The sequence below is a fragment of the Nocardioides guangzhouensis genome, assembly GCF_004519545.1.
GTDB classification, from domain to species: domain Bacteria; phylum Actinomycetota; class Actinomycetes; order Propionibacteriales; family Nocardioidaceae; genus Nocardioides; species Nocardioides guangzhouensis.
In genome coordinates, this window is record NZ_SDKM01000007.1 from 109,600 (window position 1) to 134,257 (window position 24,658).

Annotated in this window: 19 protein-coding genes; 15 read left to right on the forward strand and 4 right to left on the reverse strand. The window is 75.3% G+C overall.

The features are described 5' to 3' along the window. Positions 1–200 precede the first annotated feature (200 nt). Positions 201–1,016 (reverse strand): HAD family hydrolase, encoded by an 816-nt coding sequence (locus EKO23_RS06645; RefSeq protein ID WP_134715444.1) that lies wholly within the window; start codon positions 1,014–1,016, stop codon positions 201–203. A gap of 196 nt (positions 1,017–1,212) precedes the next feature. Here EKO23_RS06645 and EKO23_RS06650 point away from each other — a divergent pair, with 196 nt between their 5' ends. Further along, positions 1,213–2,877: an MFS transporter gene (locus tag EKO23_RS06650; protein ID WP_134715446.1), complete on the forward strand. Its 1,665-nt coding sequence runs from the start codon at positions 1,213–1,215 to the stop codon at positions 2,875–2,877. 12 nt (positions 2,878–2,889) lie between these two features. Next, the gene (locus EKO23_RS06655; protein WP_134715448.1) at positions 2,890–6,747 is read left to right on the forward strand and encodes an AAA family ATPase; all 3,858 of its coding nucleotides are present in this window, start codon (positions 2,890–2,892) and stop codon (positions 6,745–6,747) included. Here EKO23_RS06655 and EKO23_RS06660 read toward each other — a convergent pair. Continuing rightward, on the reverse strand, positions 6,738–7,706 hold the full coding sequence (locus tag EKO23_RS06660; RefSeq protein ID WP_134715450.1) for a hypothetical protein: 969 nt from the start codon (positions 7,704–7,706) through the stop codon (positions 6,738–6,740). The two genes, EKO23_RS06655 and EKO23_RS06660, sit on opposite strands and share 10 nt — an antisense overlap. A gap of 187 nt (positions 7,707–7,893) precedes the next feature. On the opposite strand from EKO23_RS06660, the gene EKO23_RS06665 reads away from it, so the two are divergent. The 11 genes from EKO23_RS06665 to EKO23_RS06715 all read left to right on the forward strand — a co-directional run bounded on the left by EKO23_RS06665 (position 7,894) and on the right by EKO23_RS06715 (position 18,353). Next, entirely contained in the window at positions 7,894–11,022 is a 3,129-nt protein-coding gene (locus EKO23_RS06665) for an MDR family MFS transporter/patatin-like phospholipase family protein (protein WP_217702507.1), read from the forward strand. Positions 11,023–11,179: 157 nt separating this feature from the next. Continuing rightward, positions 11,180–11,800, forward strand: coding sequence for a sensor histidine kinase (locus tag EKO23_RS06670; protein WP_134715454.1), 621 nt, complete (start codon positions 11,180–11,182; stop codon positions 11,798–11,800). Further along, positions 11,797–12,522, forward strand: coding sequence for a response regulator (locus tag EKO23_RS06675; RefSeq protein WP_134715456.1), 726 nt, complete (start codon positions 11,797–11,799; stop codon positions 12,520–12,522). Before EKO23_RS06670 ends, EKO23_RS06675 begins: the two co-directional genes overlap by 4 nt. Before the next feature lie 15 nt (positions 12,523–12,537). Further along, positions 12,538–13,200 (forward strand): response regulator transcription factor, encoded by a 663-nt coding sequence (locus EKO23_RS06680; RefSeq protein ID WP_134715458.1) that lies wholly within the window; start codon positions 12,538–12,540, stop codon positions 13,198–13,200. A 130-nt stretch (positions 13,201–13,330) separates the two neighbouring features. Next, positions 13,331–14,392: a septum site-determining protein Ssd gene (gene ssd, locus EKO23_RS06685; protein WP_134715460.1), complete on the forward strand. Its 1,062-nt coding sequence runs from the start codon at positions 13,331–13,333 to the stop codon at positions 14,390–14,392. Beyond that, positions 14,389–15,549, forward strand: coding sequence for a TadA family conjugal transfer-associated ATPase (locus EKO23_RS06690; protein WP_134715462.1), 1,161 nt, complete (start codon positions 14,389–14,391; stop codon positions 15,547–15,549). The genes ssd and EKO23_RS06690 overlap by 4 nt, the downstream gene beginning before the upstream one ends. Before the next feature lie 158 nt (positions 15,550–15,707). Next, positions 15,708–16,454, forward strand: coding sequence for a type II secretion system F family protein (locus EKO23_RS06695; protein WP_167880350.1), 747 nt, complete (start codon positions 15,708–15,710; stop codon positions 16,452–16,454). Then, positions 16,451–17,167: a type II secretion system F family protein gene (locus tag EKO23_RS06700; protein ID WP_134715466.1), complete on the forward strand. Its 717-nt coding sequence runs from the start codon at positions 16,451–16,453 to the stop codon at positions 17,165–17,167. The genes EKO23_RS06695 and EKO23_RS06700 overlap by 4 nt, the downstream gene beginning before the upstream one ends. A gap of 153 nt (positions 17,168–17,320) precedes the next feature. Continuing rightward, on the forward strand, positions 17,321–17,500 hold the full coding sequence (locus EKO23_RS06705) for a DUF4244 domain-containing protein (protein WP_175582668.1): 180 nt from the start codon (positions 17,321–17,323) through the stop codon (positions 17,498–17,500). A gap of 8 nt (positions 17,501–17,508) precedes the next feature. Next, positions 17,509–17,961, forward strand: coding sequence for a TadE family type IV pilus minor pilin (locus tag EKO23_RS06710; RefSeq protein ID WP_246050938.1), 453 nt, complete (start codon positions 17,509–17,511; stop codon positions 17,959–17,961). After that, positions 17,958–18,353 carry an Rv3654c family TadE-like protein gene (locus tag EKO23_RS06715; RefSeq protein ID WP_134715472.1) on the forward strand — a complete coding sequence of 132 codons (396 nt, stop codon included), beginning with the start codon at positions 17,958–17,960 and terminating at the stop codon, positions 18,351–18,353. Before EKO23_RS06710 ends, EKO23_RS06715 begins: the two co-directional genes overlap by 4 nt. 111 nt (positions 18,354–18,464) lie before the next feature. Here EKO23_RS06715 and EKO23_RS25115 read toward each other — a convergent pair whose 3' ends face one another. Both EKO23_RS25115 and EKO23_RS06725 read right to left on the reverse strand, forming a co-directional pair. Beyond that, positions 18,465–19,010: a hypothetical protein gene (locus EKO23_RS25115; RefSeq protein ID WP_167880351.1), complete on the reverse strand. Its 546-nt coding sequence runs from the start codon at positions 19,008–19,010 to the stop codon at positions 18,465–18,467. Positions 19,011–19,015: 5 nt separating this feature from the next. After that, a complete protein-coding gene (locus tag EKO23_RS06725; RefSeq protein WP_246050939.1) occupies positions 19,016–21,340 on the reverse strand; it encodes a DEAD/DEAH box helicase in 2,325 nt (774 codons plus the stop codon). 148 nt (positions 21,341–21,488) lie between these two features. Here EKO23_RS06725 and EKO23_RS06730 point away from each other — a divergent pair, with 148 nt between their 5' ends. Further along, on the forward strand, positions 21,489–21,824 hold the full coding sequence (locus EKO23_RS06730; RefSeq protein WP_134715478.1) for an anti-sigma factor antagonist: 336 nt from the start codon (positions 21,489–21,491) through the stop codon (positions 21,822–21,824). Between the two features lie 216 nt (positions 21,825–22,040). Beyond that, entirely contained in the window at positions 22,041–24,371 is a 2,331-nt protein-coding gene (locus tag EKO23_RS06735) for a sodium-translocating pyrophosphatase (RefSeq protein ID WP_134715480.1), read from the forward strand. Positions 24,372–24,658 lie beyond the last annotated feature (287 nt).

The window sequence follows — 24,658 nt, forward strand, 5'->3', positions numbered from 1 at the left end:
AGGCGTGCACTCTCGATTGCTGCCTCGGGAGGATCCCGATCTGACAGGCGCCCTGTAGGAAGGGTGGATCGCCGCGTGGGTACCCGGTTCACGTGCGGGTTCTGGAGTTGTTGACTCCGTTTCTACGCCGGATGGACAGGCAACTCAAGGCTTGACTTCCCGGCGTGTCCATGGGTCCGGCGTGTCCGTCCGGAGGGCGGTCAGACGGCCTGGTTGCGTCGCCGGATGTTGACCAGGATCGCTCCGCCGACGACCACGACCCCGCCGACGGCCAGTGCGGCGAGCGTGGGTTTCGCGGGTGGCAGGCGCATCCGCGAGCCGAGGGTCACCGGCCGCGCGAAGACCAGCACCGGCCAGCCGTTCGTGGTCGCGACCCTGCGCAGCTCCTTGTCGGGGTTGACCGCGTGCGGGTGCCCGACCACCTCGAGCATGTGCAGGTCGGTGATGGAGTCGGAGTAGGCGTAGCTGCGGCTCAGGTCGTAGCCGTGCTCCTCGGCGAGCTCGAGGATCGCGTCGGCCTTCGCCTCGGCGTACGCGTAGTACTCGATCTCGCCGGTGTACTTCCCGTCGCTGATCTCCATGCGCGTCGCCACCACCCGGTCGGCGCCGAGCATCTCGCCGATCGGCCCGACCACCTCGGCCCCGGACGTGGACACGATGACCACGTCGCGGCCGGCCAGGTGGTGCTCCTCGATCAGGCTGACCGCCTCGTCGTAGACGATCGGGTCGACGATGTTGTGCAGCGTGTCGGCGACGATGTCCTTGACCGTCGCGACGTCCCAGCCGGCGCACAGCTGCGACATGAACGCCCGCATCTTCTCCATCTGGTCGTGGTCCGCACCACCGACGAGGTAGACGAACTGGGCGTAGGCGCTGCGCAGCACCGCACGCCGGGAGATGAGTCCCCCGGCCTGGAACGGCTTGCTGAACGCGAGCGTGCTCGACTTCGCGATGATGGTCTTGTCGAGGTCGAAGAACGCCGCCGTCCGCTGCCGCGCGGTGATGGGCGTCGCCATGGGCCCCATCCTAGGTTGGCGGGACGTTGTCGGGCCGCTGCGACGGGCCGCGGGGCGCAGGTCGGCCGGGCGGGCGCTCCTACGTCATCCGTCCTAGTCCGCACTGCGTCTTCGGTGTGAGCCACTGGTCCGGTCCGGGTGCCACCCTGAGGCCGGGAGGTGGCATGCCCCGGTCCCTCACTGCGTCGGGAGCACCGTGAGCGTCGTCGGCACCGCGGTCAAGGAGACCGGGGTCTCGCTGCGCACGGTGTTCACGAACACCGCCCTGCGCCGGGTCAACCTCGCCTTCGCCGGCTCGCTGATCGGGGACTGGGCCTACATCACCGCCATCGCGGTCTGGGCGTACGGCGTCGGCGGGGCGACGGTGGTCGCCGCGTGGGCCGTGGTCCGGATGCTGCTGGTGGCGCTGTTCACGCCGTTCGCCGCCACGCTGGTCGACCGGATGAGCCGCAAGGTGATCCTGGTGGCCAGCGACCTGGTCCGGCTGGTGCTGCTGGTGCTGGCCGCCGGCGCGATGACCCAGGACCTGACCGCGGTCGTGTTCGTGCTGGCCGCCCTCGCCTCGATCATGGGGACGCCGTTCCGGCCGGCCATGCGCGCGCTCCTGCCCTCGCTGGTCTCCCGTCCCGAGGAGCTGACTGCGGCCAACGGCACCACCAGCACGCTGGAGAGCCTCGCCTTCTTCGTCGGTCCCGCGCTGGCCGGCCTGCTGCTGGCCACCACCGACGTGGAGGTCGTGCTGCTGTTCGACGCGGCGACCTTCCTGTGGTCGGCGCTGTTGATCGCCGGCATCCGGCCGCACGTCCCAGTGACGAGCGCCGCCGACGAGGAGGAGGCGGGGCCGGACGTCGCCGAGCCCGGATTCCTTCGCGAGACCGCCGAGGGCATCTCCTTCATCGCCCGGCACGCCGACCTGCGCATGGTGGTGCTGCTCTGCTGCGCCCAGACCGTGGTCGCGGGCGCGCACGCGGTGTTCGTGGTCACGATCGCCTTCGACCTGCTCGACCTCGGGGCGCCCGGCGTCGGCTACCTCGAGTCCGTGCTCGGCCTCGGCGCCCTCGCCGGCGGATTCCTCGCGTTGTCGCGGGCGTCGCGTCAGCGGCTGGCCACCGACTTCGCCTGGGGCGTCGTGCTCTGGTCGGTCCCGCTGGTGATCGTGGCGCTGGTGCCCTCGTTCGCCACCGCGGTGCTGGTGATGGCGATCCTGGGCCTCGCCAACCCGCTGGTCGACGTCAACCTCGACACCCTCCTCCAGCGGCTCACCCCGGACCGGCTGCTCGGCCGGGTGTTCGGGGCGCTGGAGTCCGCGGCGATCGGGACCATGGCGCTGGGCGCTGCCCTGATGCCGCTGCTCATGTCTCTGGTCGGGCTCCGCTGGGCGCTGGCTGGGCTCGGCCTCGCGGTCGGGGCTTGCGTGCTGCCGGCCCGGGCCCGCCTCATCAGCCTGGACACCCGGCTCCGGGCCCCGGCGGCCCTGGCGATCCTGCGCGGCATCCCGATGTTCAGCCCGCTGCCGAGCACCGTCCTCGAACGGCTGGCCCGGCAGGTGCGGGAAGTCGCGGTGCCGGCCGGCGGGACTGTCTTCAGCGAGGGCGACGTCGGCGACACCTTCTACCTGATCCAGTCCGGCGAGGTCGAGATCAGCCAGGCCGGGGCGCTGCTGCGCGTCGAGCTCGCCGGGGACCACTTCGGCGAGATCGCGCTGCTGCGCGACATCCCCCGGACCGCGTCGGCAGCGGCACGGGTCGACACGGTGCTCCTCGCCCTCGACCAGGACGTCTTCCTGGAGGCCGTCACCGGCAACCGGGACTCGGAGAGCGCGGCCGAGGCCATCGTCTCGAGGCGCCTCCTCGCGGCCTGACGGACGGTGCACATGGACTCGGCGGCGCGCTCGAACGGCCACGCGGCATACCTGCCCCGGATGCTGCCGCCCTGGGCGGAGGCCGAGCCAGGGCTCGCGCACCGGGAGGTCGACGGCACGCTGGTGCTGTTCGACATCAGCGGCTTCACCCGGCTGACCGAGCGGCTGTCACGCCAGGGCCGGGCCGGCGCCGAGGAGCTCAGCGGCGTCCTCGACGCGGTGTACGGCGTGCTGGTCGGCGCCGCCGAGGCCGAGGGTGCGGACCTGCTCAAGTGGGGCGGCGACGCGGTGCTGATGCTGTTCGAAGGCCGCGACCACCCGCTGCGCGCGGTCCGGGCCGCCCTGGGGATGCAGCGGGTGCTGGGCCGCGCCGGACGCCTGCGTACGTCGGTCGGCGAGGTGGTCCTGCGGGCGTCGAGCGGGGTCGACTCCGGCACCGTCCACCTCGTCCTCGCCGGCGACCCCGGCCGGCACCGGGAGCTGATCGTGCTCGGCCCGGTCGCCAGCAACGTCTGCCGGCTCGACGGCTCGGCCCGGGCGGGGCAGGTGGTCGTCGGCGAGGCCTGCGCCGCCCTGCTGCCGCCGGGAGCGAGCGGTCGTCGCGCCGGCCCCGGCCGTCTGGTCACCGGGGTCCCGCCGCAGCTGCTGGCCGACCCGCTGCCCGCGATGGTGCCCCGCGCGGACCCGGACGTGGTTGAGGTGCTGCTGCCGCCGCAGCTGCGGACCCACCTCGCCGACCGCGTGCACGAGCCCGAGCACCGGGCGGTCGCCGCCGCGTTCCTCCGCTTCGACGGCACCGACGAGCTGCTGTCGGAGCGCGGCCCCGCGGCCGTCGCGGAGGCGGTCGACGCCCTGGTGCGCACCGTCCAGGAGGCCGTCGGGACGCACGGCGCGTCGTTCCACGAGAGCGACGTCGACGTCGACGGCGGCAAGATCATGCTGGTCGCCGGCGCCCCGCTCAGCACCGGCGACGACACCGACCACCTGCTGGCCGCGGTCCGCTCGGCGCTCGACCACCCCGGCGAGATCGCGGCCCGGGCCGGCCTCGCCCGCGGCCGGGTCTTCACCGGTGACCTCGGGCCGCCGAGCCGACGCACGTACTCGGTCAAGGGCAACGCGGTGAACCTCGCCGCCCGCCTGGCGTCCCGCGCGACACCGGGCGAGCTGCTGGCCCCGGCCGAGGTGCTGGCCCGGGTCCGGCACTCCTACCGCACCGAACCACGGGAGCCGCAGCGGCTCAAGGGGCTGCGGCACCCGGTCGAGACCGTGGCCGTGGTCGGCGCGGAGGAGCGGTCCGCAGCGCATGCCGTCGCGCCGCTGGAGGGCCGCGACGACGAGCTGGCCCGACTCACCGCGGCGGTGGCCGGCCTGACCGCGGGGAAGGCCGGGGGTGCGGTCGAGCTGGTCGGCGAGCCCGGCATCGGCAAGACCCGCCTGGTCGAGGAGGTGGTGACCCGGGCGGGGGAGCTCCCGTCCGGGGTGGTCGTGGTGACCGCCGGGGGCAGCCGCAGCGGTGCCCTGGCGCCGTACGGCACGGCCCGGCAGGTGCTGGCCGGCGCCGCCGGCCCGCCCGGCCCGGACGACCCGGCCGACCCCGCTGACCGGCTGCGGGAGCACGTACGCCGGGTGGCGCCGGACCTGGTCGAGCGGCTGTCGCTCCTCGGTGCTGTTCTCGGCGTCGAGCTGGCCGACGAGGGGGACACCGTCGACCTGCTCGACGAGCAGTTCCGGGTCGAGCTCGCGCAGCAGGCGGTGGTCGAGCTGCTCGGCGCCACGCTGCCCGGACCCGCGCTGATCGTGGTCGAGGACTCCCACCTGGTCGACCCCGCGAGCGCCGGTCTGCTCGACCGGATCGTGCGCGAGACCGCGGCCCGCCCCTGGCTGGTGCTGAGCACCCGTCGGGACGGCTCCGACGGCTGGTCGTCGCCGGGCGAGCGGATCGACCTGGCCGCCCTCGATGCCGACGCCGCCCGCCGCCTGGTCGAGGCGGCCACCCCTGGCCGGCCGTTGCCGCCCGCCGTCGTCGAGGTGGCGGTACGCCGGGCCGGCGGGCACCCGCTCTTCCTCCGCGAGCTGGCGCACGCCGCGGCCCGGGGGGCCGACGTCGAGGAGCCGCCGGAGTCGGTCGAGGAGCTGGTCGCCGTGCAGCTCGACGCGCTGCCCGGACACGACCGGGCCCTGCTGCGCCGCGCGGCCGTGCTCGGCACCAGCTTCCCGGTGGCGCTGCTGGCCCGGCTGGCGAACCGCACCGACCCCGGCGTGACCGACGAGGCCCTCCGCGAGGCGCTCGGCGCGCTCCGCCCGTTCCTCATCGAGGAAGGCCCGGAGCGGCTGTCCTTCCGGCACGCCGTGCACCGCGAGGTCGCGTACGCCGGGCTGTCGTTCCGGACCCGGGCCTCGTTGCACGGCCGGGTGGCCGAGATGCTCGAGGAGGACGGGACCACTGCCCGCGAGCGTCCCGAGCTTCTGGCGCTGCACTACTTCGCCAGCGGCCGGTACGAACCGGCCTGGCGGCACGCCCGCCACGCCGGCCACCACGCCAACGAGCGCTACGCCCCGGCCGCCGCCGCCGAGGCCTTCGCCCGCGCCGCCGAGGCGGCCCGACGGGCGTCGCCGGTCGTGGGCGTCACCGAGCGCGGGCAGGACCTCGAGTCGCTCGGGGACGCGCTGTTCCTGTGCGGGCGGCCGGAGGCGGCCGACGAGGCGTACCACGAGGCGTACGTCGTGGCCCGCCCCCAGCGCACGGGTGGGGCGGAACTCATGCTCAAGCGCGCCAAGGTCGCGCAGCGGCTCGGCCGGCACTCGCTCGCGCTGCGCCGGCTGAGCATCGGCCTGTCCGGGCTGGAGGAGCAGGACGACGAGGCCGCGGCGTACCGCGCCCGCCTGCTGGCGCGGCGGGCCGCCGTCCTGATCAGCCAGGGGCGGTACCCGGCGGCAGGCGACGCCGCCCGGTCTGCGCTGACGGAGGCGACCGCCGCCGGCGAGCTCGACGCCCGTGCCCAGGCCCACCTCGTCCTGCACACGGTCCACATCTTCTCCGGTACCCCGGACGACGAGCACCACGGTGAGGCCGCGCTCCGGCTCTACGAGGAGCTCGGCGACCTCGGCGGGCAGGCGCACAGCCTCAACAACCTGGCGCTCCGCCGCCTGCTGGAAGGGCGGTGGACGGAGTCCCTGGAGATGTTCGGTCGGGCGGCCGAGACGTTCCGGCGGGTGGGCGACTCCGCCGACGAGGCCAACGCGTCGTACAACCAGGCCGACCTGCTCAACAGGCAGGGCCGGTACGCCGAGGCGCTGGCGCTGCTCGAGGGCACGCTCCGGGTGGCCCGGGCCGTGGGCGACGAGGAGCTGGTCGCCCTGGTGCTCCGGGAGCAGGGCCGCGCCCTGGCCCGCGACGGCCGGGCGGAGGGCCCCGACCTGCTGGCCGAGGCGCGCACGCTGCTGGTCGACCTGGGCGAGCCGCACGAGGTCACCGAGACCGACATCGCCCTCGGCGAGGCCCACCTGCTGGCCGGTCGGGCCGACGTGGCGCTCGGCACCGCCTCGTCCGCGGTGGAGGCGGCGCGGTCGATCGGCGCGGCCACCCTGTTGCCGTCGGGGCTCCGGGTTCGGGCGGCGGCCCTGGTCGAGCTCGGGAGACTCGCCGAGGCCGGCGACGCGCTGTCCGAGGGGCGGCGACTCAGCGAGTCGCCCGACCTCGCGCACGAGCGGGTGTTCCTCGAGCTGGTCGAGGCGCGGCTCGGAGTCCTGTCGGGCGCCGTCGCGGACGGCGACCCGGGGGACCGGATCGCAGGAGAGCTCGAGGCGCTCGGGGTGGTCCGGGTTCCGCTGCCCTGGCCGGTCGGAGGGGACTCAGCCGGTCACGGGTGACTCGCCCGGATGTCGTGGTCGAACAGGATCACCGAGTAGAGGTCGCCCGCGTTGTCCCGCTTGCTCTGGACGGTGTCCAGGCAAGCCTGCTGGTCGTCTCCGAGGAGTCCCTTGGCCGGGCAGTCGAAGACCGGCATCAAGTCGCCGGAGTTGGTGAGGTCGGCCACCACCGGGAACTTCGGCACGCCGCCGTTGGAGCACAGGGTCTTGTCGCAGGCGACCACGAACGTGGCCGGGTCGGTCTTGCTGTAGAGCTTGTTGCCGTCGGCGTCCTTCAGCGATGCCACTGCGGTGACCAGTCCCGCGGGCTGCTGGCTGGAGCCCGTGAAGCAGGCGACCTCCCCGAGCTTGAACACGCCCACGCACGACTCGACGTACATCAGCACGGTGCCGGTGCCGCCGTTGGGCAGCCGGAGGAAACCGCAGACCGGGTTCGCGGCGGTCGGGGCGGCGCACCCGGGGTCGGTCACGTTCAGGGGTGTGCCCTCCCTCGCGGTCGCCTTGACCGCGGTCGAGGCCACGTTGATCGTGGCCGAGCCCTGGTCGAGGCTGACGCCGCCGGTGACCGAGGCGGTGAGCACGACGCCGTTCGCGAACGTGGAGTACGTCGCGCCCGTGATCGTCACCCGCGAGGCGTTCTTCGCGATGGTGCCGGTCGTGGTGCCGCCGAGCGTGCCCGGGCCCGACGCGGTCAGCCGGACGGTGGTGGCGCGGGTGACCGCCATCGGGGCACCGGTCTCGTCCCGCGCCTCGACCACGACCGAGGTCGACCGTCCCTGGACCGCTGCGCCCGTCAGGCCCGTGAGGCCGGTCCCCGCGTCGCTGACCGAGATGATCGCGAGGGAGCCCTTGACGGCATCGGCCCGGGCCGGGTTCGATGCCGCGACGGCGAGGGGCACGACGGCCACCACGACGGCGGCGAGGACCGAGAGAAGTCGGCGGTGGGCGGGTCGTGGCATCGGCGGTCCCCGGTCTGGTCGGATGTCTGGTCGGATGTCTGGTCGACGGTCGCTCCATGCTCGCGTCCGGACCGGACCGGCACATGCGGGCAATGGCGTAGTCCCGCCTCGTCCTTTCGGCCTACGGCATTTGTCCTGGTACCGCTGCGGGGTCCCGGCGCGGCCCTGCGTCCCTACCGTCGGGAGGGTGCTGCAGGGGACCACCGCGGCACCGGCGTCGAGCCGGGTGCCGGAGTCGCGGGTGCTGCTGGTTGCCGCGTTCGGCGCGTTCCTCGCCTTCCTCGACGTGACCATCGTCAACGTCGCGTTCCCCAGCATCCGCGAGTCGTTCCCGGGGACCACGATCGCCGAGCTGTCCTGGGTGCTCAACGCCTACAACATCGTGCTGGCCGCGACGATGGTGCTCTGCGGGCGGCTCGCCGACCTCCTCGGGCGGCGCCGGCTGTACGTCGGCGGGATCGTGCTGTTCGCGCTCGCCTCGCTCTGGTGCGCGGTCTCGGGCTCGGTCGGGATGCTGGTCGTCGCCCGCGCGGTGCAGGCGCTGGGCGCCGCGATGCTGGTGCCGGCCTCGCTCGCCCTGGTGATCGAGGCGTTCCCGTCCAGCCGGCGCGCGCACGCGGTCGGGCTGTGGGGAGCGACCGCCGCGGTCGCGGCCGGCCTCGGGCCCCCGATCGGTGGCGCACTGGTCGAGTGGGGCAGCTGGCGCTGGGCCTTCCTGGTCAACGTGCCGGTCGGGCTGGTGGCCGTCCTGCTGGCCCGGCGCAGCCTCGTGGAGAGCCGCAGCCCGGGGCGGCGCCGGCTGCCCGACGTACGCGGGGCCGTGCTGCTGGCCCTGGCCCTCGGCCTGCTCACGACCGCGATCACCACCGGCAACGACTGGGGCTGGACCAGCGCCGGGGTGCTGCTCTGCTTCGCCGGCGCCGCCGTCACCGCGGCCGGCTTCGCGGTCAGCTCCCGCGTGCACCCGGTGCCGCTGGTCGACCGGCCGCTGCTGCGCGAGCGCGGCTTCACCGTCGCCAACGTCGCCTCCACGGTCGCCGGGATGGGCTTCTACGCCTACCTGCTCACGAACGTGCTGTGGCTGCAGTACATCTGGGGGTACGACGTGCTCCGGGCCGGCCTCGCGCTGGTGCCGGCCGCGCTGGTGGCCGCGGTCGTGGCCGGTCTGCTCGGCCCGGTGGCCCAGCGGCACGGCTACCTCGTCGTGGTCGTGCCCGGAGCGCTGGTGTGGGCCGCCGCCTACGTCTGGTACGCCACGGCCACCGGCGTCGAGCCGGCCTTCCTCACCGAGTGGCTGCCGGGCCAGGTGCTCAGCGGGATCGGGGTCGGCGCCACCCTGCCGATCCTCGGCAGCGCGTCCCTGGCCGCGGTCCCCGGCGGCGGCTACGCGACGGCCTCCGCGATCAACTCCAGCGTGCGACAGCTCGGCGGCGTGCTCGGCGTGGCCCTGCTGGTGGTCATCATCGGCGACCCGACGCCCCTCGAGGCCGAGGGCGTGTTCCGGGACGGCTGGGTCTTCGCGGCCTGCTGCTTCGCCGCCACGGCCGTGGTGGCGCTGGGCCTGGTCGGGGTGCGCGAGCGCGGAGCCCCGGAGTCGGCCGACCGCGACCCGGCGGCGGTCGCCCGGGACGTGCGGGTCGCGGCTCCCGAGGACGCGCCGGAGGTCGGGGCCGGGGCGGCCGTGGGGGCGCCCTGGCTGGCCCGGCTCGACGACGAGGCGCGGACCGCGCTCCTGCACGCGGCCGAGACCGTCCACCTGGCCGCCGGGGACGAGCTGTTCCGGGCCGGCGACTCCGCCGACACGGCGTACCTCGTCGTCTCCGGACGGCTCGAGGTCGTCCTCGACGACGCCCCGCTACGGCTGCTCGGACCGGGCTCGGTGCTCGGCGAGCTGGCCGTGCTCGCGGCCGGGAGTCGCAGCGCCACCGTGCGCGCGCACCGCGACTCCGTCCTCCGCCGGCTGCGGCCCGACGCTCTCGACCGGGTGCTCGTCGACCACCCCGACTCGGCCCGGGCGCTGGTCTCCGTGCTCGCGGAGCAGCTGGCCTCGCCCCACCGGCCGGCGCCGCGCGGCTCCGCCCCGCGGACCGTGGCGGTGGTCGCGCTGCACCCGGGGGCGCCGGTCCCCGCCGTGGCCGACGTGCTGGCCGGGCGACTGGCCCGCCACTGCACCGTCGTGCGCCCGGGCGTGGTCGACGCCGACGGGCTGGCCCGGGCCGAGCTGGACCACGACCGGGTGCTGCTGGAGGCCGCCGACCCGGACGGCGACGCGCGCTGGTGGGCGAGCGCCGTACGCCAGGCCGACCGGGTGGTCGCGGTCGCGGACGCCGGCCACGCCCCCTCGGGTCCGCTGCCCACGGTGCCGCCCGGCGCCGACCTCGTGCTCGTCGGGGCCCCGCTCGCGGCCGACCCCGCGCGCTGGAGCGCGGCGCTGGACGCGTGGCAGGTGACCGTCGTCGAACGGGTCGACCCGACCGGGCTGCGGACGCTCGCGGACCGGTTGGCGGGCCGGTCGCTCGGGCTGGTGCTGGCCGGCGGCGGGGCCCGGGCGCTCGCCCACGTCGGTGTGCTGGCGGCGCTGGAGGAGGCCGGCGTACCCGTCGACCGGGTGGCCGGCTGCAGCGTCGGCGGGATGGTGGCCGGCCTGCATGCCTCCGGGCGGTCCAGCGAGGAGGTGCGGGACGTGGCGTACGCCGAGTTCGTGCGCCGCAAGCCGTTCTCCGACTACACGCTCCCGCGGCACGCCCTGGCCCGCGGCGCCCGGGTGCGTGCCGGGCTGGTCCGGGCCTTCGGGGACACGCCGATCGAGGCGCTGCCGCACCAGTTCCGCTGCGTCAGCACCGACCTGAACGCGCGGGAGGTCGTGGTCCACCGCCGCGGTCGGCTGCTCGACGCGCTCATGGCCACGGTCGCACTGCCCGGGCTGTTCCCCCCGGTCGTCCTCGACGGGCGCGTGCTCGTCGACGGCGGAGTCCTCGCGAACCTGCCGACGAGCGCCCTCACCGAGCGCGACGAGGGTCCGGTGGTGGCGGTGAACATCGGCATGGGCGGGTCCGGCGGGTCGCCCTCCCGCGTCCCACCGCCCGACCGGCCGGCAAGGCCGCCGCGGGTGCCGCTGCTCGGGGAGACGCTGCTGCGCACCATGCTCATCGGCAGCGGTGGTGCCGCCGCGGAGGCGCGGGCCCTCGGCGCGGTGGTGGTGACCCCGCCCTCGCTGGGCGTCGGGCTCCTGGAGTTCCACCAGTTCGACGTGCTCCACCAGGCCGGGCTGCAGGCCGGACGGCGACTGATCGAGGACGGCCTGCTGCCGGTCTGAACGTCACGCCGGGCGCTGCCGAGCCCTCGGGCTGCATGGGCAATTGTGACTATTGTCCGGCTTTGCGCGCTCAACCTACGTTGGCATGACCACGCATTCTGACCGTCGAGGCCGGGCGCGCCGTGGGGTTCCCGGGTCGGTCGAACGGAGGACCCCCATGCTGGAGCTGGCGCCGGCGTACGCCGGGAGCGACCCGGTTCGTGCGCTGTACCACGACCTCCGGCAGCCGCTGGGCGCGATCCGGGTGCTCGCCGAGGCCGACGGCGTCGACCCGGAGCGGCGGCTGGCGCTGATCGCTGACGAGGTGGCGTGGATGGGCCGCATGGTCGAGTCGGTGCTCACCGACGCCGCCGACGACGACCTCGTCGTGGTCGACGTGGTGGCGTGCGTGCGCCGGGCGCTCGCGTCGGCCGAGCCCGCGGCCCACTGCGCGCTGCACCTGCACGCCCCGGTCGAGGGCGCTGCCGCGACGGCCCGCCCGGTGGCGCTCACCCGGGCGATCGCGTGCCTGGTCGACAACGCCGTCCGCGCCGCCGGGCCGGGCGGCCGGGTGGACGTGGCGGTCACCGCCGGCGACGCCGTGGTCGAGGTCGCGGTGCGCGACGACGGCCCCGGTCCCGGCGGCCTGGCCCCGCAGACCTCGCTCGGGCTGGCCACCACCCGGGCGCTCGTCGCCAGCTGCACCGGCACCTTCCGGCTCGCCCCCGGACCCGACGGGGGAGCCGAGGCGGCGATCTGGCTGAGCGCGGCCCGGGACGAGGAGGGCGTCGTCGCATGAGGCTCGTGCTCGCGGACGACCACCTCATGCTGCTGGAGGCGCTCGCGCTGGCCCTCACCGCCCGCGGGCACGACGTCGTCGGCCGGGCGACCACGCCCGAGCACGCCGTACGGCTGGTGCGCCGGTTCGCCCCCGACCTCTGCCTGCTCGACGTGCACTTCCCCGGCGGCAGCGGCCTGGCCGCGATCCGTCCGATCCTCGAGGCCAGTGCGCGGACCCGCGTGGTGATGTTCTCGGGCTGGCGCGAGGCCCACACGGTCGAGCGTGCCCGCGTCGAGGGCGCCACCGGGTTCGTCAGCAAGGAGCAGCCGCTGGCCGAGGTCCTCGACGACCTGGAACGGGCCGGGCGCGGGACGCCCATCCACGTCCCGGCCCCGCGGACCGCCGCCACCGGTGGCGAGACCGACCGCGACGACCCCCTGTGGCAGCTGCGGTTCCTGACCGACCGCGAGTGGCAGGTGATGCGCTGCATCCTGGACGGGCTGACCACGGCGGAGATGGCGGAGGCGATGGGGGTACGCCGCAACACCGCACGCACCCACGTCCAGAACCTGCTCGGCAAGCTCGGCGTGCACTCGCGGCTCCGGGCTGCCGCACTGGTCTCCGCGCACGCCACCGACGACACCTGGCCGGCGCACCTCCGCGAGCCGGGCAGCGGCCGGGTGCCGGTGCTCGACGAGCCGGGGTCCGCCCCGGCCGGAGGTGCCGCCGTCGGCACCTGACGGGACCACGAGCACATGGGACCGCGGGTCAGGGTGGCGGTGGTCGACGACCACCAGGTGTTCGCCGACGCCCTCGCCGAGCGGCTGGCCGCCGAGCCCGACCTCGAGGTGCAGGGCACCGCGGCCTCGGGCGCGCAGGCGGTGGCGCTGCTCGACGAGCAGGAGGTCGACGTGGTCACCCTCGACCTGGTGCTCGGAGTGGAGGACGGGCTCGACGTCGCCCGGGAGCTGGCGCAGCGCAACCCCGGGCTCGGCATGGTCGTGGTGACCGGCGCCGACGCCGACGTCCGGTGTCTGGAGGCGGTCCGGATCGGGGTGCGCGGCTGGGTGTCGAAGCTCGAGGGCACGGCGACCCTGGTCGATGCGGTGCGCGGCGTGGCCCGGGGCGAGACGCACCTGCCGCCGGGCCTGCTCAGCGACGTGCTCACCGGCCTGACCGTGCTCGCCGACGGCGCCGGCAGTGCCGACGAGGCCGTGGTCGCCCGGCTCTCGCAACGCGAGCTCGACGTGCTGCGGTGCCTGGTCGACGGCCGGTCCCGCCGGGAGATCGGGGAGATCCTCGGGGTGTCGCCGAACACCGTGCGCACGCACGTGCAGAGCATCCTCGGGAAGTTCGGCGTGCACTCGGCGCTGACCGCCGTGGCGATCGCGCGGCGGGCCGGGGTGGTCCGGTCGTAGGTCCCGCCCACCGGCCGTCCCGGCTCCGGGCGACCCGGTTTCCGTCCACAGGGCGGTCCGCCCGTCCGTTCGTCCACAGGCGACGTCGCGGGCGCCGTCGTACGTCGTGGTGCGGGGGCACGGTGAGGGCATGACCTCGCCGCTGATCATCACCCGTGCCGACCCGCTGCTCGACGAGCTGCTGCGCCTGAGCGCCGCGGCCGGCGTCACGCCGGAGGTGGCCGCCGATCCCGGCGGGGCGCTGCGCAGCTGGTCCGCGGCGCCGCTGGTCCTGGTCGGGCTCGACGTGGCCGCCGAGCTGGCCGACCTCGGCCCGCCGCGCCGTGGCGGGGTGCACGTGGTCGGCCTGGGCGCCGTCCCCGACGAGGTCTTCCGGGTCGCGGTGCGGCTCGGCGCGGAGAACGTCGCCGAGCTCCCGCGCTCCGACCAGTGGCTGCTCGAGCTGCTCGCCGACGCCGGGGAACGGGCGGTCCGGGACGCGGTGACGATCGGTGTGGTCGGCGGATCCGGTGGCAGTGGGGCCACCACCTTCGCCTGCGCGCTCGCGGTGGTCGCCGCCCGCCGCGGTCCGGCCTGCCTGGTCGACGCCGACCCGCAGGGGCCGGGCGTCGACCAGGTGCTCGGGTTCGACCGGGTCGACGGGGTCCGGTGGGACGCGCTGCAGCAGACCACAGGCCGGTTGAGCGCCCGGGCGCTCCACGACGCGCTGCCCCGGCGACGGCAGCTCGGCGTGCTGACCTGGTCCACCGGTCCGCACGGGCCGCTGCCGGCGTTCGCGGCCCGTGAGGCGATGTCGGCCGCGGTCCGCGGGCACGACGTGGTGGTCGTGGACCTGCCCCGGGCCGCCGACCCGGTGACCGAGGAGCTGGCGGCCCGCTGTCGCCACCTCGTGGTGGTGGCCCGCGCGACCATCCCCGGCTACGCCTCGGCGGCGCGGCTGGTGTCACGGGTGTCGGCCTCCGGCCCGGTGGGCGTGGTGGTGCGCGGTGCCGGCGTCGACGAGCGCGACGCCGCCTCGGTTCTCGGCGCCGCGGTGCTGACGACGATGGGCGACCAGCGGGGCCTCGACGAGTCCGTGGACCTCGGGCTCGGGCCGCTGCGGTCGCGCCGCAGCGTGCTCGGCCGGGCCGCCGCCCGCGTCCTGGCCTCGCTGCACGACGGCGGAGCCGCCGCCGGTGGAACGGCGGCATGACCGGTGCGGTGTCGGCCGCGCTCCTCGAGGACGTTCGGGAGCGGCTGGCCGCGCGCGGCGCCCCGTTCACGCCGCAGCAGGTCGCGGCCGCGCTCCGCGAGCGGGGCAGCCCGGTCGGCGACACGACGGTGCTCGCGGTCCACGAGGCACTGCGCCGGGACGTGGTGGGGGCGGGCGTGCTCGATCCGCTCCTGCGCGAGCCGGGGGTGACCGACGTGCTGGTCAACGGCGCCGACCAGGTCTGGGTCGACCGCGGCGGCGGGCTGGAACGGGCGCCGGTGCGGTTCCGGGACGAGGAGGAGGTCCGGGCGCTGGCGCAACGGCTGGTCGCCTCGGGTGGGCGGCGCCTCGACGACGCCACGCCGTACGCCGACGTGCGGTTGGTCGACGGCACCCGCTGCCACGCGGTGCTCTCCCCGGTCGCCCACCCCGGCACCGTGGTCTCGCTGCGGGTCCCGCACCGCGCCGGGCTGTCCCTCGACGACCTCGCGGCGCGGGGCGCCCTCACCCCGGCCGGGCTGGCCCTGGTCCGCCGGGTGGTGGCCTCGGGCACCGCCTTCCTGGTCTCGGGGGGCACCGGCAGCGGCAAGACCACCCTGCTCGCCGCGATGCTCGCCGAGGTCGACCCGGCGCACCGGCTGGTGCTGGTCGAGGACTCCGCCGAGCTGCGACCACCGCACCCGCACGTGGTCGGCCTCGAGTCACGGCCGCCCAACGTCGAGGGCGCCGGAGCGATCGTGCTGCGCGACCTGGTCCGGCAGGCCCTGCGGATGCGTCCTGACCGGCTGGTGGTCGGCGAGGTGCGGGGTGCCGAGGTGGTGGACCTGATGGCCGCGCTCAACACCGGTCACGAAGGTGGCTGCGGCACCCTGCACGCCAACGCCGCCGCAGACGTCCCGGCCCGGGTCGAGGCGCTGGCGCTCGGCGCGGGCCTCGGCCGCGATGCGGCGCACAGCCAGTTCGCGTCGGCGATCGAGGTGGTGCTGCACCTGGTCCGCGACCCCGACGGACGCCGACGCCTGAGCGAGGTCGCCGTGCCGGACCGGGACTCCTCCGGCCTCGTGGTGATGAAGCCGGCCGTGACCTTCGACCGAGTCGGGACACCGCGGGAGGGTCCCGGCTGTGACCGGCTCGCCCGGCGTTGGGAGGGGACGTGATCGCGACGGCGCTCCTTCCGGGGCCATCCGTCCCCCTCCCGCCCTTCGCCGCCGCCGGGCCGTTTGACCCTGGGCCGTTTGACGCTGGGCCGTTTGACGCTGGGCCGTTCGGCCCTTCGGCACCGGGTGGCGGCGCGGCACTGTGCGCCGCCGCGTTCGTGGTGGTTGCGCTGGCGCTCGCGCGCCCCGCCGGTCCGGGTCGTCCGGCCGCGGTGCGGGCCCGTTCGCCGTCGCTGCGGCTGCTCGTCGCCATCGCGCTCGGCCTGACCGCCGTCGTCGTGCCCTCCCGACTGGTGCCCCTGGTCGTGCTCGCCGGCGCCGGGGCGGGCGTGCTCGTCCTGCGCTCACGCCGAGCGGACGCCCGGGCCGCCCAGGTCCGTGCCGGGCGGGTGCTCGAGGTGTGCGAGCAATTGGCCTCCGAGCTGGCCGCCGGCCTGCCACCGGGGCGTGCGCTCGTGGCTGCCGCGGGGAGCTGGACCGAGCTCGACCCGGTGCTGACGGCGCACCGGCTCGGCGGCTCGGTCCCCGACGCGCTCCGCGTCCTCGCCCGCCGTCCGGGTGCCGGTGACCTGCGGCTGCTGGCCGCCGCCTGGCAGGTGGCGCACCGGAGCGGCGCCGGGCTGGCCGACGCCCTCGACGGGGTGGCCGTCTCCCTGCGCGAACGGCAGGGGCTGCGCCGGGTCGTGCTCTCCGAGCTGTCCTCGGCCCGCGCCACCGCCCGCCTCATGGTCGCGCTGCCGGTGCTCACCCTGCTCATGGGGTCCGGCATCGGCGGCGACCCGGTCGGCTTCCTGCTCGGGCAGCCGGCTGGCTGGGTCTGCCTGGCCGGCGGGCTGGCCCTGGGTCTGGCCGGGCTGGCCTGGATCGAGGCCCTGGCCGGGGCAGTCGAGCGGAGAGTCACGTGACGCCCGGCGTGCTGGTCGCGGTGGCGCTCGCCGCCGCGGGCGCTGCCCTGGCCGGAGCGCCGCGACCCGGGGCCGCCCGTCACACGGTGTCGCGCCCGGTTCCGGGCGAGGACGTGGTCGCCCGGCACCGCGTGCTCTGGGCGTTGTGCGCCGCGGTCGCCGGGCCGACGCTGCTCGGCGGCCCCCTCGGCTGGCTGGCCGGCGCCGCTGCCGCCCTGACGGTGTGGGTGGTGGTCGGGCGGGCCGAGCCCCGCGCCGTACGCCGGCGGCGCGAGGCCGCGCGTCAGGAGCTGCCGCACGTGGTCCAGCTGCTCGCCGCCGTGCTGCGGGGTGGCGGCTCGGTCGACCGGGCGCTGGCCCAGGTCGGCCGAGCCCTGCCCGGACCCGCCACCGATGCGCTGCGGGCCGCTGAGGGGAGGCTACGGGTCGGCGCCGGGCCCACCCAGGTGTGGGCGGACCTCGCCACCGATCCGGCCCTGGCCCCGCTCGGCCGGGCCCTCGCCCGCTCCGCCGAGTCCGGGGCATCGGTGGTCGACGTCGTGTCCCGACTGTCCGAGGAGCTCGCCCGAGAGCACCGGGGCGAGGTCGAGGACCTCGCTCGATCGGTGGGCGTGCGGGCCGCGGTCTCGCTCGGGGTGTGCCTTCTCCCGGCCTTCCTGCTGGTGGGGATCGTGCCGGTCGTGGTCGCGTCGCTCTCCGCCCTCGGCTGGTGAGCCCAACCGGCGCGGGACGGCCCGGTTCTCGTGCACAGGCGGCCTGCCGTGCGGCGTCGTCCACAGGCGCCCGGCCGAGCCGCGTCCGGCGCGGGTACCCGCGACGAGGGTGGTCCCGACCGGCCGCACCTCGCGGCCATGACAGGAGGACACATGAGGAACGCACGGGCCGCGCGCGACGAGCGCGGCATCACCACCGCGGAGTACGCCGTCGGCACCGCCGCCGGAGCCGGCCTGGCCGGGGTGCTCTACCAGCTGGTCACCGGCGGCTTCGGCGACCGCATGCTCCGCACGATGTTCAACCACGTGCTGGGGATGCTCGGGATCGGATGAGGTCCCGGGTGAGCCGCACCGGATCCGGGCGCCGCGTCGACCCGCCCGGCGGCCTCGGGGTCGCGCGCGGCCGACGTGCGGTCGGGCCGGCTCGGCGCGACGAAGTCGGGGCGGTGACCGCCGAGACCGCGATGGTGCTGCCGTTGCTGGTCGCTGTCGCGTTGGTGATGGTCTGGGTGGTCAGCATCGGCCTGGCCCAGATGCGCGCCACCGACGGCGCCCGCGAAGCCGCGCGGGCCCTGGCCCGGGGCGAGTCCGCGGCCACGGCGACCGGGCTGGCGCGGCAGGCGGCGCCGGGCATCGAGGTCAGCTCCGCCGTGGTCGACGGCGAGGTGCGGGTGCACGTCGAGCAGCCGGTCGTGCCCCCGGCCGGCCTGCTCGGTCACCTGCCGGGCGCCGTGGTGCGCGCCGATGCGACCGCGCTGCTCGAGGACGATCCCCACGCGGGACCCGCGCCGTGACCGGGCGGCGGACCCGCAGCCCGAGCGGGCGCACCGGGTCGCGCCGGACGCGCGGGCACGAGGCGGGCTCGGCCAGCCTGCTGGTGGTGGCGCTGACCGGGCTGCTCCTGCTGCTGGGGCTCGCCGCGGCGTTCGTCACCGCGACCGCGGCCGCCCACCGGCACGCCCAGTCGGCCGCCGACCTGGTCGCGCTGGCCGGCGCCGTCGCCCACCAGAGTGGCGAGGACGCGTGCGTCCGGGCCGGGTCCGTGGCCTCCGGCAACGACGCCACCCTGGCCGCCTGTGCTCTCCGGGGCGACGACGTGCTGGTGACCGTGGAGGTGCCGAGCCCCGAGCTGGCCGGTCACACGTTCACCGTGCGCGGCAAGGCGCGCGCGGGCCCGTCGCCGTGACGGCCGGTCGTGGCGAAGCCGACGCGTTCGAGCGACGGGAGCGGTTGCCGGCTCGTGAGGGGGCAGGTCGCCGGCCGCCGATCCGTCCGAGTCCGGTTGGGCCGTGGTCGGTCAGGCGCGGTGGCTGCCGCCGTCGTCGCTGCGCGGGGTCGCGGCGTCGTGACCCGCCGGCGGGGGTGGCGTGTTCGCCGGCTGGGTGTTCGGCTCGATCGTGGGCTGGGTGGAGGCTTGCGTGGTCGGCTGGGTGGTCGGCTGGGTGGTCGCCTGGGTCGTCGACGGGCCGCCGCCGGGCTCCTGAGCAGTGCCGGGCGCGGCTCCCGTAGCCGTGCCCGGGCCCGCGTCCGGGCCAGGCGCCCCGGCGGCCCCACCGGCACCCGCGGCCCCGGCCCGCTCGGCCTCGACCGCACGCAGCTTCTCCTGGGTGCGCCGCAGCTCCTTGCGCTCGCGGCGGGCCTGGACCGAGCGGCGGGCGCCGGCGCGCATCAGCACCAGCCCGACCACCAGTGCGAGCAGGCTCGCGACCCCGAGGAGGTAGAGCGTGAGTGGACTGATCCCGATGTCCGCGATCTGGAGGTTCTGCCCGCCGTCGGTGAGGAAGGCGGCCGCGAGAGCGGCGACGACGGCGGCGGCGACGAAGAGCAGTCCGAGGATCAGCATGCGCTTCACCGTACTCCGAGCAGCAGGTCGAGCAGGTCGACCGCGACCCCCTTGTCGAGCGGGTGGTTCTGGTTGCCGCACTTCGGGGACTGCACACAGCTGGGGCAGCCCTCGGTGCACGCGCAGCCCACGATCGCCTCCCGGGTGGCGGTCAGCCAGGCGCGGGCGGTGGCGTAGCCGCGCTCGGCGAAGCCCGCCCCGCCGGGGTGGCCGTCGTAGACGAAGACGGTCAGCTGACCAGTGTCCGGGTGCAGCGCGGTGGACACGCCGCCGATGTCCCAGCGGTCGCAGGTGGCGAACAGCGGCAGCAGGCCGATCGAGGCGTGCTCGGCGGCGTGCGCGGCACCCGGCAGGTCGGCGGTCGCCAGGCCCGCGTCGTCGAGCGCGGCAGCCGGGACCGTCCACCACACCGCGGTCGTACGCAGGGTGCGCTCCGGCAGGTCCAGCGGCTCCTCGGACAACACCTCGCCCGACGGGATGCGGCGCTTGAGGTAGGACACCACCTGGTGACCGACCTCGACCCCGCCGACGGACAACCGGCACGGCCCCCACTGCCGGTGCTCGCGCTCGCCGAGGATCCGGATGTCGGTGACCTCGCGGGCCGACGTGGAGTAGTCGGGGTCGGCGCGCTCGATGATCGCGACGTGCTCGTCGAGGTCGAGCTCGCGGACCAGCCACGTCTCGCCGAGGTGCACGTAGACGGCTCCCTCGTGCGCGGTCCCGTGCGCGGACGACGCGTCCACGGTGCCCACGACCCGGCCGGTCACGTGCTCGACCAGCTGAATGCCGCGTCCGCCGGACGAGCGGATGTCGGCCAGGTCGCTGGCCCGGCGCCGGTCGGTCCAGAACCAGCGGGCGGAGCGACGGCGCAGCAGGCCGGCCGTCGTCAGGTGGTCGACGGCCTCGCGGGCGGTCGGCCCGAACAGCGGCAGGTCGGCCTCGGTGAGCGGCGACTCCTCTGCTGCGGCGCACAGGTGCGGGCCGAGGACGTAGTGGTTGGACGGGTCGAACACCGACGCCTCGACCGGCCGCCCGAGCAGCATCTCCGGGTGGGTCACCAGGTAGGTGTCGAGCGGGTCGTCGCGCGCGACCATCACCCCGAGGGCGTCCTGGCCGCCGCGACCGGCCCGGCCGACCTGCTGCCACAGCGCGGCCCGGGTGCCCGGGAACCCGGCCAGCAGGACGGCGTCGAGACCGCTCACGTCGATGCCGAGCTCGAGCGCGTTGGTCGCCGCCAGCCCGACCAGCCGCCCGGACCGCAGCGCCTGCTCCAGGGCGCGGCGCTCCTCGGGGAGGTAGCCACCGCGGTACGGCGCGACCCGGGACGCCAGCTCCGGCGCCACCTCGGCGAGCAGCGACGAGGCGGTCGCGGCCACCGACTCGGCCCCCCGCCGCGAGCGCACGAACGCCAGCGTGTGCACGCCGTCGACGACGAGGTCGGCGAGCAGGTCCGCGACCTCGGAGGTGGCTGCTCGGCGCACGGGGGCGCCGTTCTCGCCGAGGTGCCCGGTGAACGGCGGCTCCCACAGGCCGAGCACCACCTCGCCGCGCGGGGACGCGTCGTCGGTGACCGCGGTGACCTCGTGCCCGGTCAGCCGCCCGGCCAGCACGTCGGGCTCGGCAACGGTGGCCGAGGCGAGCACGAACGTCGGGTCGGAGCCGTAGAGCGCGCACACCCGGCGCAGGCGTCGCAGCACGTGCGAGACGTGCGCGCCGAACACACCGCGGTAGTGGTGGCACTCGTCGACGACGACGTAGCGCAGTGCTCCGAAGAACCTCGACCAGCGCGCGTGGCCGGGCAGCAGGGAGCGGTGCAGCATGTCGGGGTTGGTGAGGAGGTACTCGCCGTGGTCGCGGGACCAGTCCCGCTGTTCGCGCGAGCTGTCGCCGTCGTGGGTGGTGGCGCGCACGCCGAGCCCGAGCCCCTGCAACGAGGTCAGCTGGTCCTGGGCGAGCGCCTTGGTCGGGGCGACGTACAGGGTGGTCGCTCCCCGCTCGCCGCGGGCACCCCGCGAGGCGAGGCTCGCCGACAGGGCGGGCAGCTGGTAGGCCAGCGACTTCCCCGACGCGGTGCCGGTGGCGACCACGACGTGCCGCCCGGCGTGCGCGAGGTCGGCGGCCGCGACCTGGTGGCGCCACAGCCGGTCGGCGCCGCGCCCGGCCAGCGCGTCGCGCACCTCGGGGTGCACCCAGTCCGGCCACGGCGCATGCCCGGCGGCGCGCGGGGCGAGCACCTCGACGTGGGTCAGTCGGTCGACCCGGTCGGCGGTCGCGAGCCGGTCGAGGACGCCGCGGACCGGGGTCGACGACGGCACGGCTGCGGGGGGCACGACCCCAGTCTCGCAACCGGCGCCGACACAGGTTTGGACTGGACCGCTGCGAACTCCGCACCCCCCGTGGTTTGATTGGGTGACGCATTCGGGGCGAAACGGGGGCTCCGACGTACGGAGGCGCCCCTCGGGCGCCTGGAGGAGACTTGTGGACCTGACTCTTGAGACGCGCGATGCTGACGGTGTCACCATCGTCGCCGTCGGGGGCGAGATCGACGTCTACACCGCGCCCAAGCTCCGCGACAAGATCACCGAGCTCGTGGCCGACGGCGTCTACCACCTCATCATCGACATGGAGCAGGTGGAGTTCCTCGACTCGACCGGCCTCGGCGTGCTCGTGGGCGGTCTGAAGAAGGTCCGGGCCCACGACGGCTCGCTCCAGCTGATCTGCAACCAGGAGCGGCTGCTCAAGATCTTCCGGATCACCGGCCTCGCGAAGGTCTTCACGATCCACGAGTCGGCCGACGCCGCCACCGCCGGCTGACCGGCCGTACGCCGCCGCCGCCGGCGTCTCACCCGCCCGTCCACCTCGCCCGTTCCCCGGTCGCTCACGCGAGTCCGAACGGCCCCGCCCGGCCCCCGACCGGTCCGCGAGACATGCCTGTGGTTCCGGTCACACCCTCCTGCCGAACGGGACTGGGCCATGCGTAGACTCCGCCACGCAATCTGTTAGACGCATCACATCTTCCTGAGGAGAGACATGACCGGGATCCACCCCGCCGTCGTGGACGTCTCCGGGGGCAATCTCGTTCTGGTGCTCGTCGTCGGCCTGATCGCGCTCGGCGCGTTGGGCATGGCGGCGATGTTCCGCAACGAGGTCATGGCCGCCGGCGAGGGCACCGACAACATGAAGCGCATCGCCCAGGCGGTCCAGGAAGGAGCGAACGCGTACCTCACCCGCCAGTTCCGCACGCTCGCCATCTTCGCGGTGGTCGCGTTCTTCCTGCTGCTGGCCCTGCCCGCCGACGACGCCGCGACAAGGATCGGTCGGTCGGTCTTCTTCCTGGTGGGTGCCGCGTTCTCGGCGGCCATCGGCTACCTCGGCATGTCCCTCGCGGTCCGCGCGAACCTCCGCGTGGCGGCCGCCGCCAACGACACCGGCCGCGACCCGGCCATGAAGGTCGGCTTCCGCACCGGCGCGTTCGTCGGCATGGCCACCGTCGGCTTGGGCCTGCTCGGCGCCAGCGTCGTCGTGCTGCTGTTCAAGGACGAGGCCCCGCACGTGCTCGAGGGCTTCGGCTTCGGCGCCGCGCTGCTCGCGATGTTCATGCGTGTCGGCGGCGGCATCTTCACCAAGGCCGCCGACGTCGGCGCCGACCTGGTCGGCAAGGTCGAGCAGAACATCCCCGAGGACGACCCGCGCAACGCGGCCACGATCGCGGACAACGTGGGCGACAACGTCGGCGACTGCGCCGGCATGGCCGCCGACCTCTTCGAGTCGTACGCCGTGACCCTGGTCGCCGCGCTGATCCTCGGTGCCGCCGCGTTCGGCGACAAGGGCCTCGTGTTCCCGCTGCTGGTGCCGGCCATCGGCGCTCTCACCGCGGTCGCGGGCGTCTACCTCTGCAAGCCCCGCGCCGGCGAGAACGGCCTGACCACGATCAACCGCGCGTTCTACCTCTCGGCCGCGATCGCGGCGGTCGGCTGCACGATCCTGTCCTTCGCCTACCTGCCCGGGTCCTTCTCCGACCTCGAGGGCCGCGACGTGGTCAACCAGCTCGACACCACCTTCGGCTTCGACCCGGCCTCCGGCAGCCCGGCCCTGATCGCCGCGGCCGCGGTGATCATCGGCATCGTGCTGGCCGCGGTCATCCTCGCGCTCACCGGCTACTTCACCGGCACCGAGCACCGCCCGGTCAAGGACGTCGGCCGCACCTCGCTCACCGGCCCGGCGACGGTCATCCTGTCGGGCCTGGCTGTCGGCCTGGAGTCCGCCGTCTACACGACGATCGTCATCGGCGCGGCGGTGTTCGGCGCGTTCGCGCTCGGCACCGGCTCGCTGTCGGTCGCGCTGTTCGCCGTCGCCCTCACCGGCTGCGGCCTGCTGACCACGGTCGGCGTGATCGTGGCCATGGACACCTTCGGCCCGGTCTCCGACAACGCCCAGGGCATCGCGGAGATGTCGGGCGACGTCAGCGAGGAGGGGGCGCAGATCCTCACCGAGCTCGACGCGGTCGGCAACACCACCAAGGCGATCACCAAGGGCATCGCGATCGCGACCGCGGTGCTCGCGGCGAGCGCGCTGTTCGGCTCCTACATCGGCTCCGCGATCGTCGCGGTGGCCGACGCCGACCTCAACGACAACGACGCCGTCGACGTGTTCGGCTCGTTCTTCGTGTTCAGCCCGTCCGTCATGGTCGGCCTGCTGCTCGGCGTCTCCGTGGTGTTCCTCTTCTCCGGCCTCGCGATCAACGCGGTCGGCCGGGCCGCGGGTGCCGTGGTCATGGAGGTACGTCGCCAGTTCCGCGACATCCCCGGGATCATGGAGGGCACCGGTCGTCCGGAGTACGGCCGCGTGGTCGACATCGTGACCCGCGACTCGCTCCGCGAGCTGGCCACGCCGGGCATCCTGGCGATCATGGCCCCGATCGCGGTCGGCTTCGGCCTCGGCGTCGGCCCGCTGGCCGGCTTCCTGGCCGGTGCGATCGGCGCCGGCACCCTGATGGCGGTGTTCCTCGCGAACGCCGGCGGTGCCTGGGACAACGCCAAGAAGCTGGTCGAGGACGGCCACCACGGCGGCAAGGGCTCGGAGGCGCACGCCGCCACCGTCATCGGCGACACCGTGGGTGATCCGTTCAAGGACACCGCCGGCCCGGCGATCAACCCGCTGATCAAGGTGATGAACCTGGTCTCGCTGCTCATCGTGGGCGCGGTGATCAGCATGACCGTGGGCGACGACGCCAACCGCACCCTGTCGATCGTCATCGCGGTCGTGGCCGCGGCGATCATCGTGGTCGCGGTGTGGAACTCCAAGCGGCGTTCCGCGGTCATCGGCGACGACGAGCCGGCCCAGGTGGAGGCCGCCGCCTGACGGCACCCCACCCGTCCGATTGCACCGAATCGGCGCTCGCGGTCACCCGCGGGCGCCGATTCGGCGTATGGGAGGACCTCGAGGCGGTGAGTACCGGCCCGGGCCCGATCGCCACGGGCGGTGAAGTGGGCCCGGGCCGAGCACCCCCGTGGCGTCCCGCGAGCGGGACGCCCTCTTCCATCCCCCACCGGGAGCGTAGGTGCGATCGGCGCGATCCGCGGTCGATGCGCCCGGAATGCGCCCGGATGGTCAGCGGGCCGGACCATGCGGATGGTCACTGCGGGCCA

What these genes read in the sequence shown, in the direction of transcription:
- ssd (WP_134715460.1), top strand. Translation starts at nt 13,331, where the DNA reads ATGACCTCGCCGCTGATCATCACCCGTGCCGACCCGCTGCTCGACGAG.
- EKO23_RS06690 (WP_134715462.1), top strand. Translation starts at nt 14,389, where the DNA reads ATGACCGGTGCGGTGTCGGCCGCGCTCCTCGAGGACGTTCGGGAGCGG.
- EKO23_RS06735 (WP_134715480.1), top strand. Translation starts at nt 22,041, where the DNA reads ATGACCGGGATCCACCCCGCCGTCGTGGACGTCTCCGGGGGCAATCTC.
- EKO23_RS06660 (WP_134715450.1), bottom strand. Translation starts at nt 7,706, where the DNA reads ATGCCACGACCCGCCCACCGCCGACTTCTCTCGGTCCTCGCCGCCGTC.
- EKO23_RS06655 (WP_134715448.1), top strand. Translation starts at nt 2,890, where the DNA reads ATGGACTCGGCGGCGCGCTCGAACGGCCACGCGGCATACCTGCCCCGG.
- EKO23_RS06645 (WP_134715444.1), bottom strand. Translation starts at nt 1,016, where the DNA reads ATGGCGACGCCCATCACCGCGCGGCAGCGGACGGCGGCGTTCTTCGAC.
- EKO23_RS06705 (WP_175582668.1), top strand. Translation starts at nt 17,321, where the DNA reads ATGAGGAACGCACGGGCCGCGCGCGACGAGCGCGGCATCACCACCGCG.
- EKO23_RS06675 (WP_134715456.1), top strand. Translation starts at nt 11,797, where the DNA reads ATGAGGCTCGTGCTCGCGGACGACCACCTCATGCTGCTGGAGGCGCTC.
- EKO23_RS06670 (WP_134715454.1), top strand. Translation starts at nt 11,180, where the DNA reads ATGCTGGAGCTGGCGCCGGCGTACGCCGGGAGCGACCCGGTTCGTGCG.
- EKO23_RS25115 (WP_167880351.1), bottom strand. Translation starts at nt 19,010, where the DNA reads ATGCTGATCCTCGGACTGCTCTTCGTCGCCGCCGCCGTCGTCGCCGCT.
- EKO23_RS06680 (WP_134715458.1), top strand. Translation starts at nt 12,538, where the DNA reads ATGGGACCGCGGGTCAGGGTGGCGGTGGTCGACGACCACCAGGTGTTC.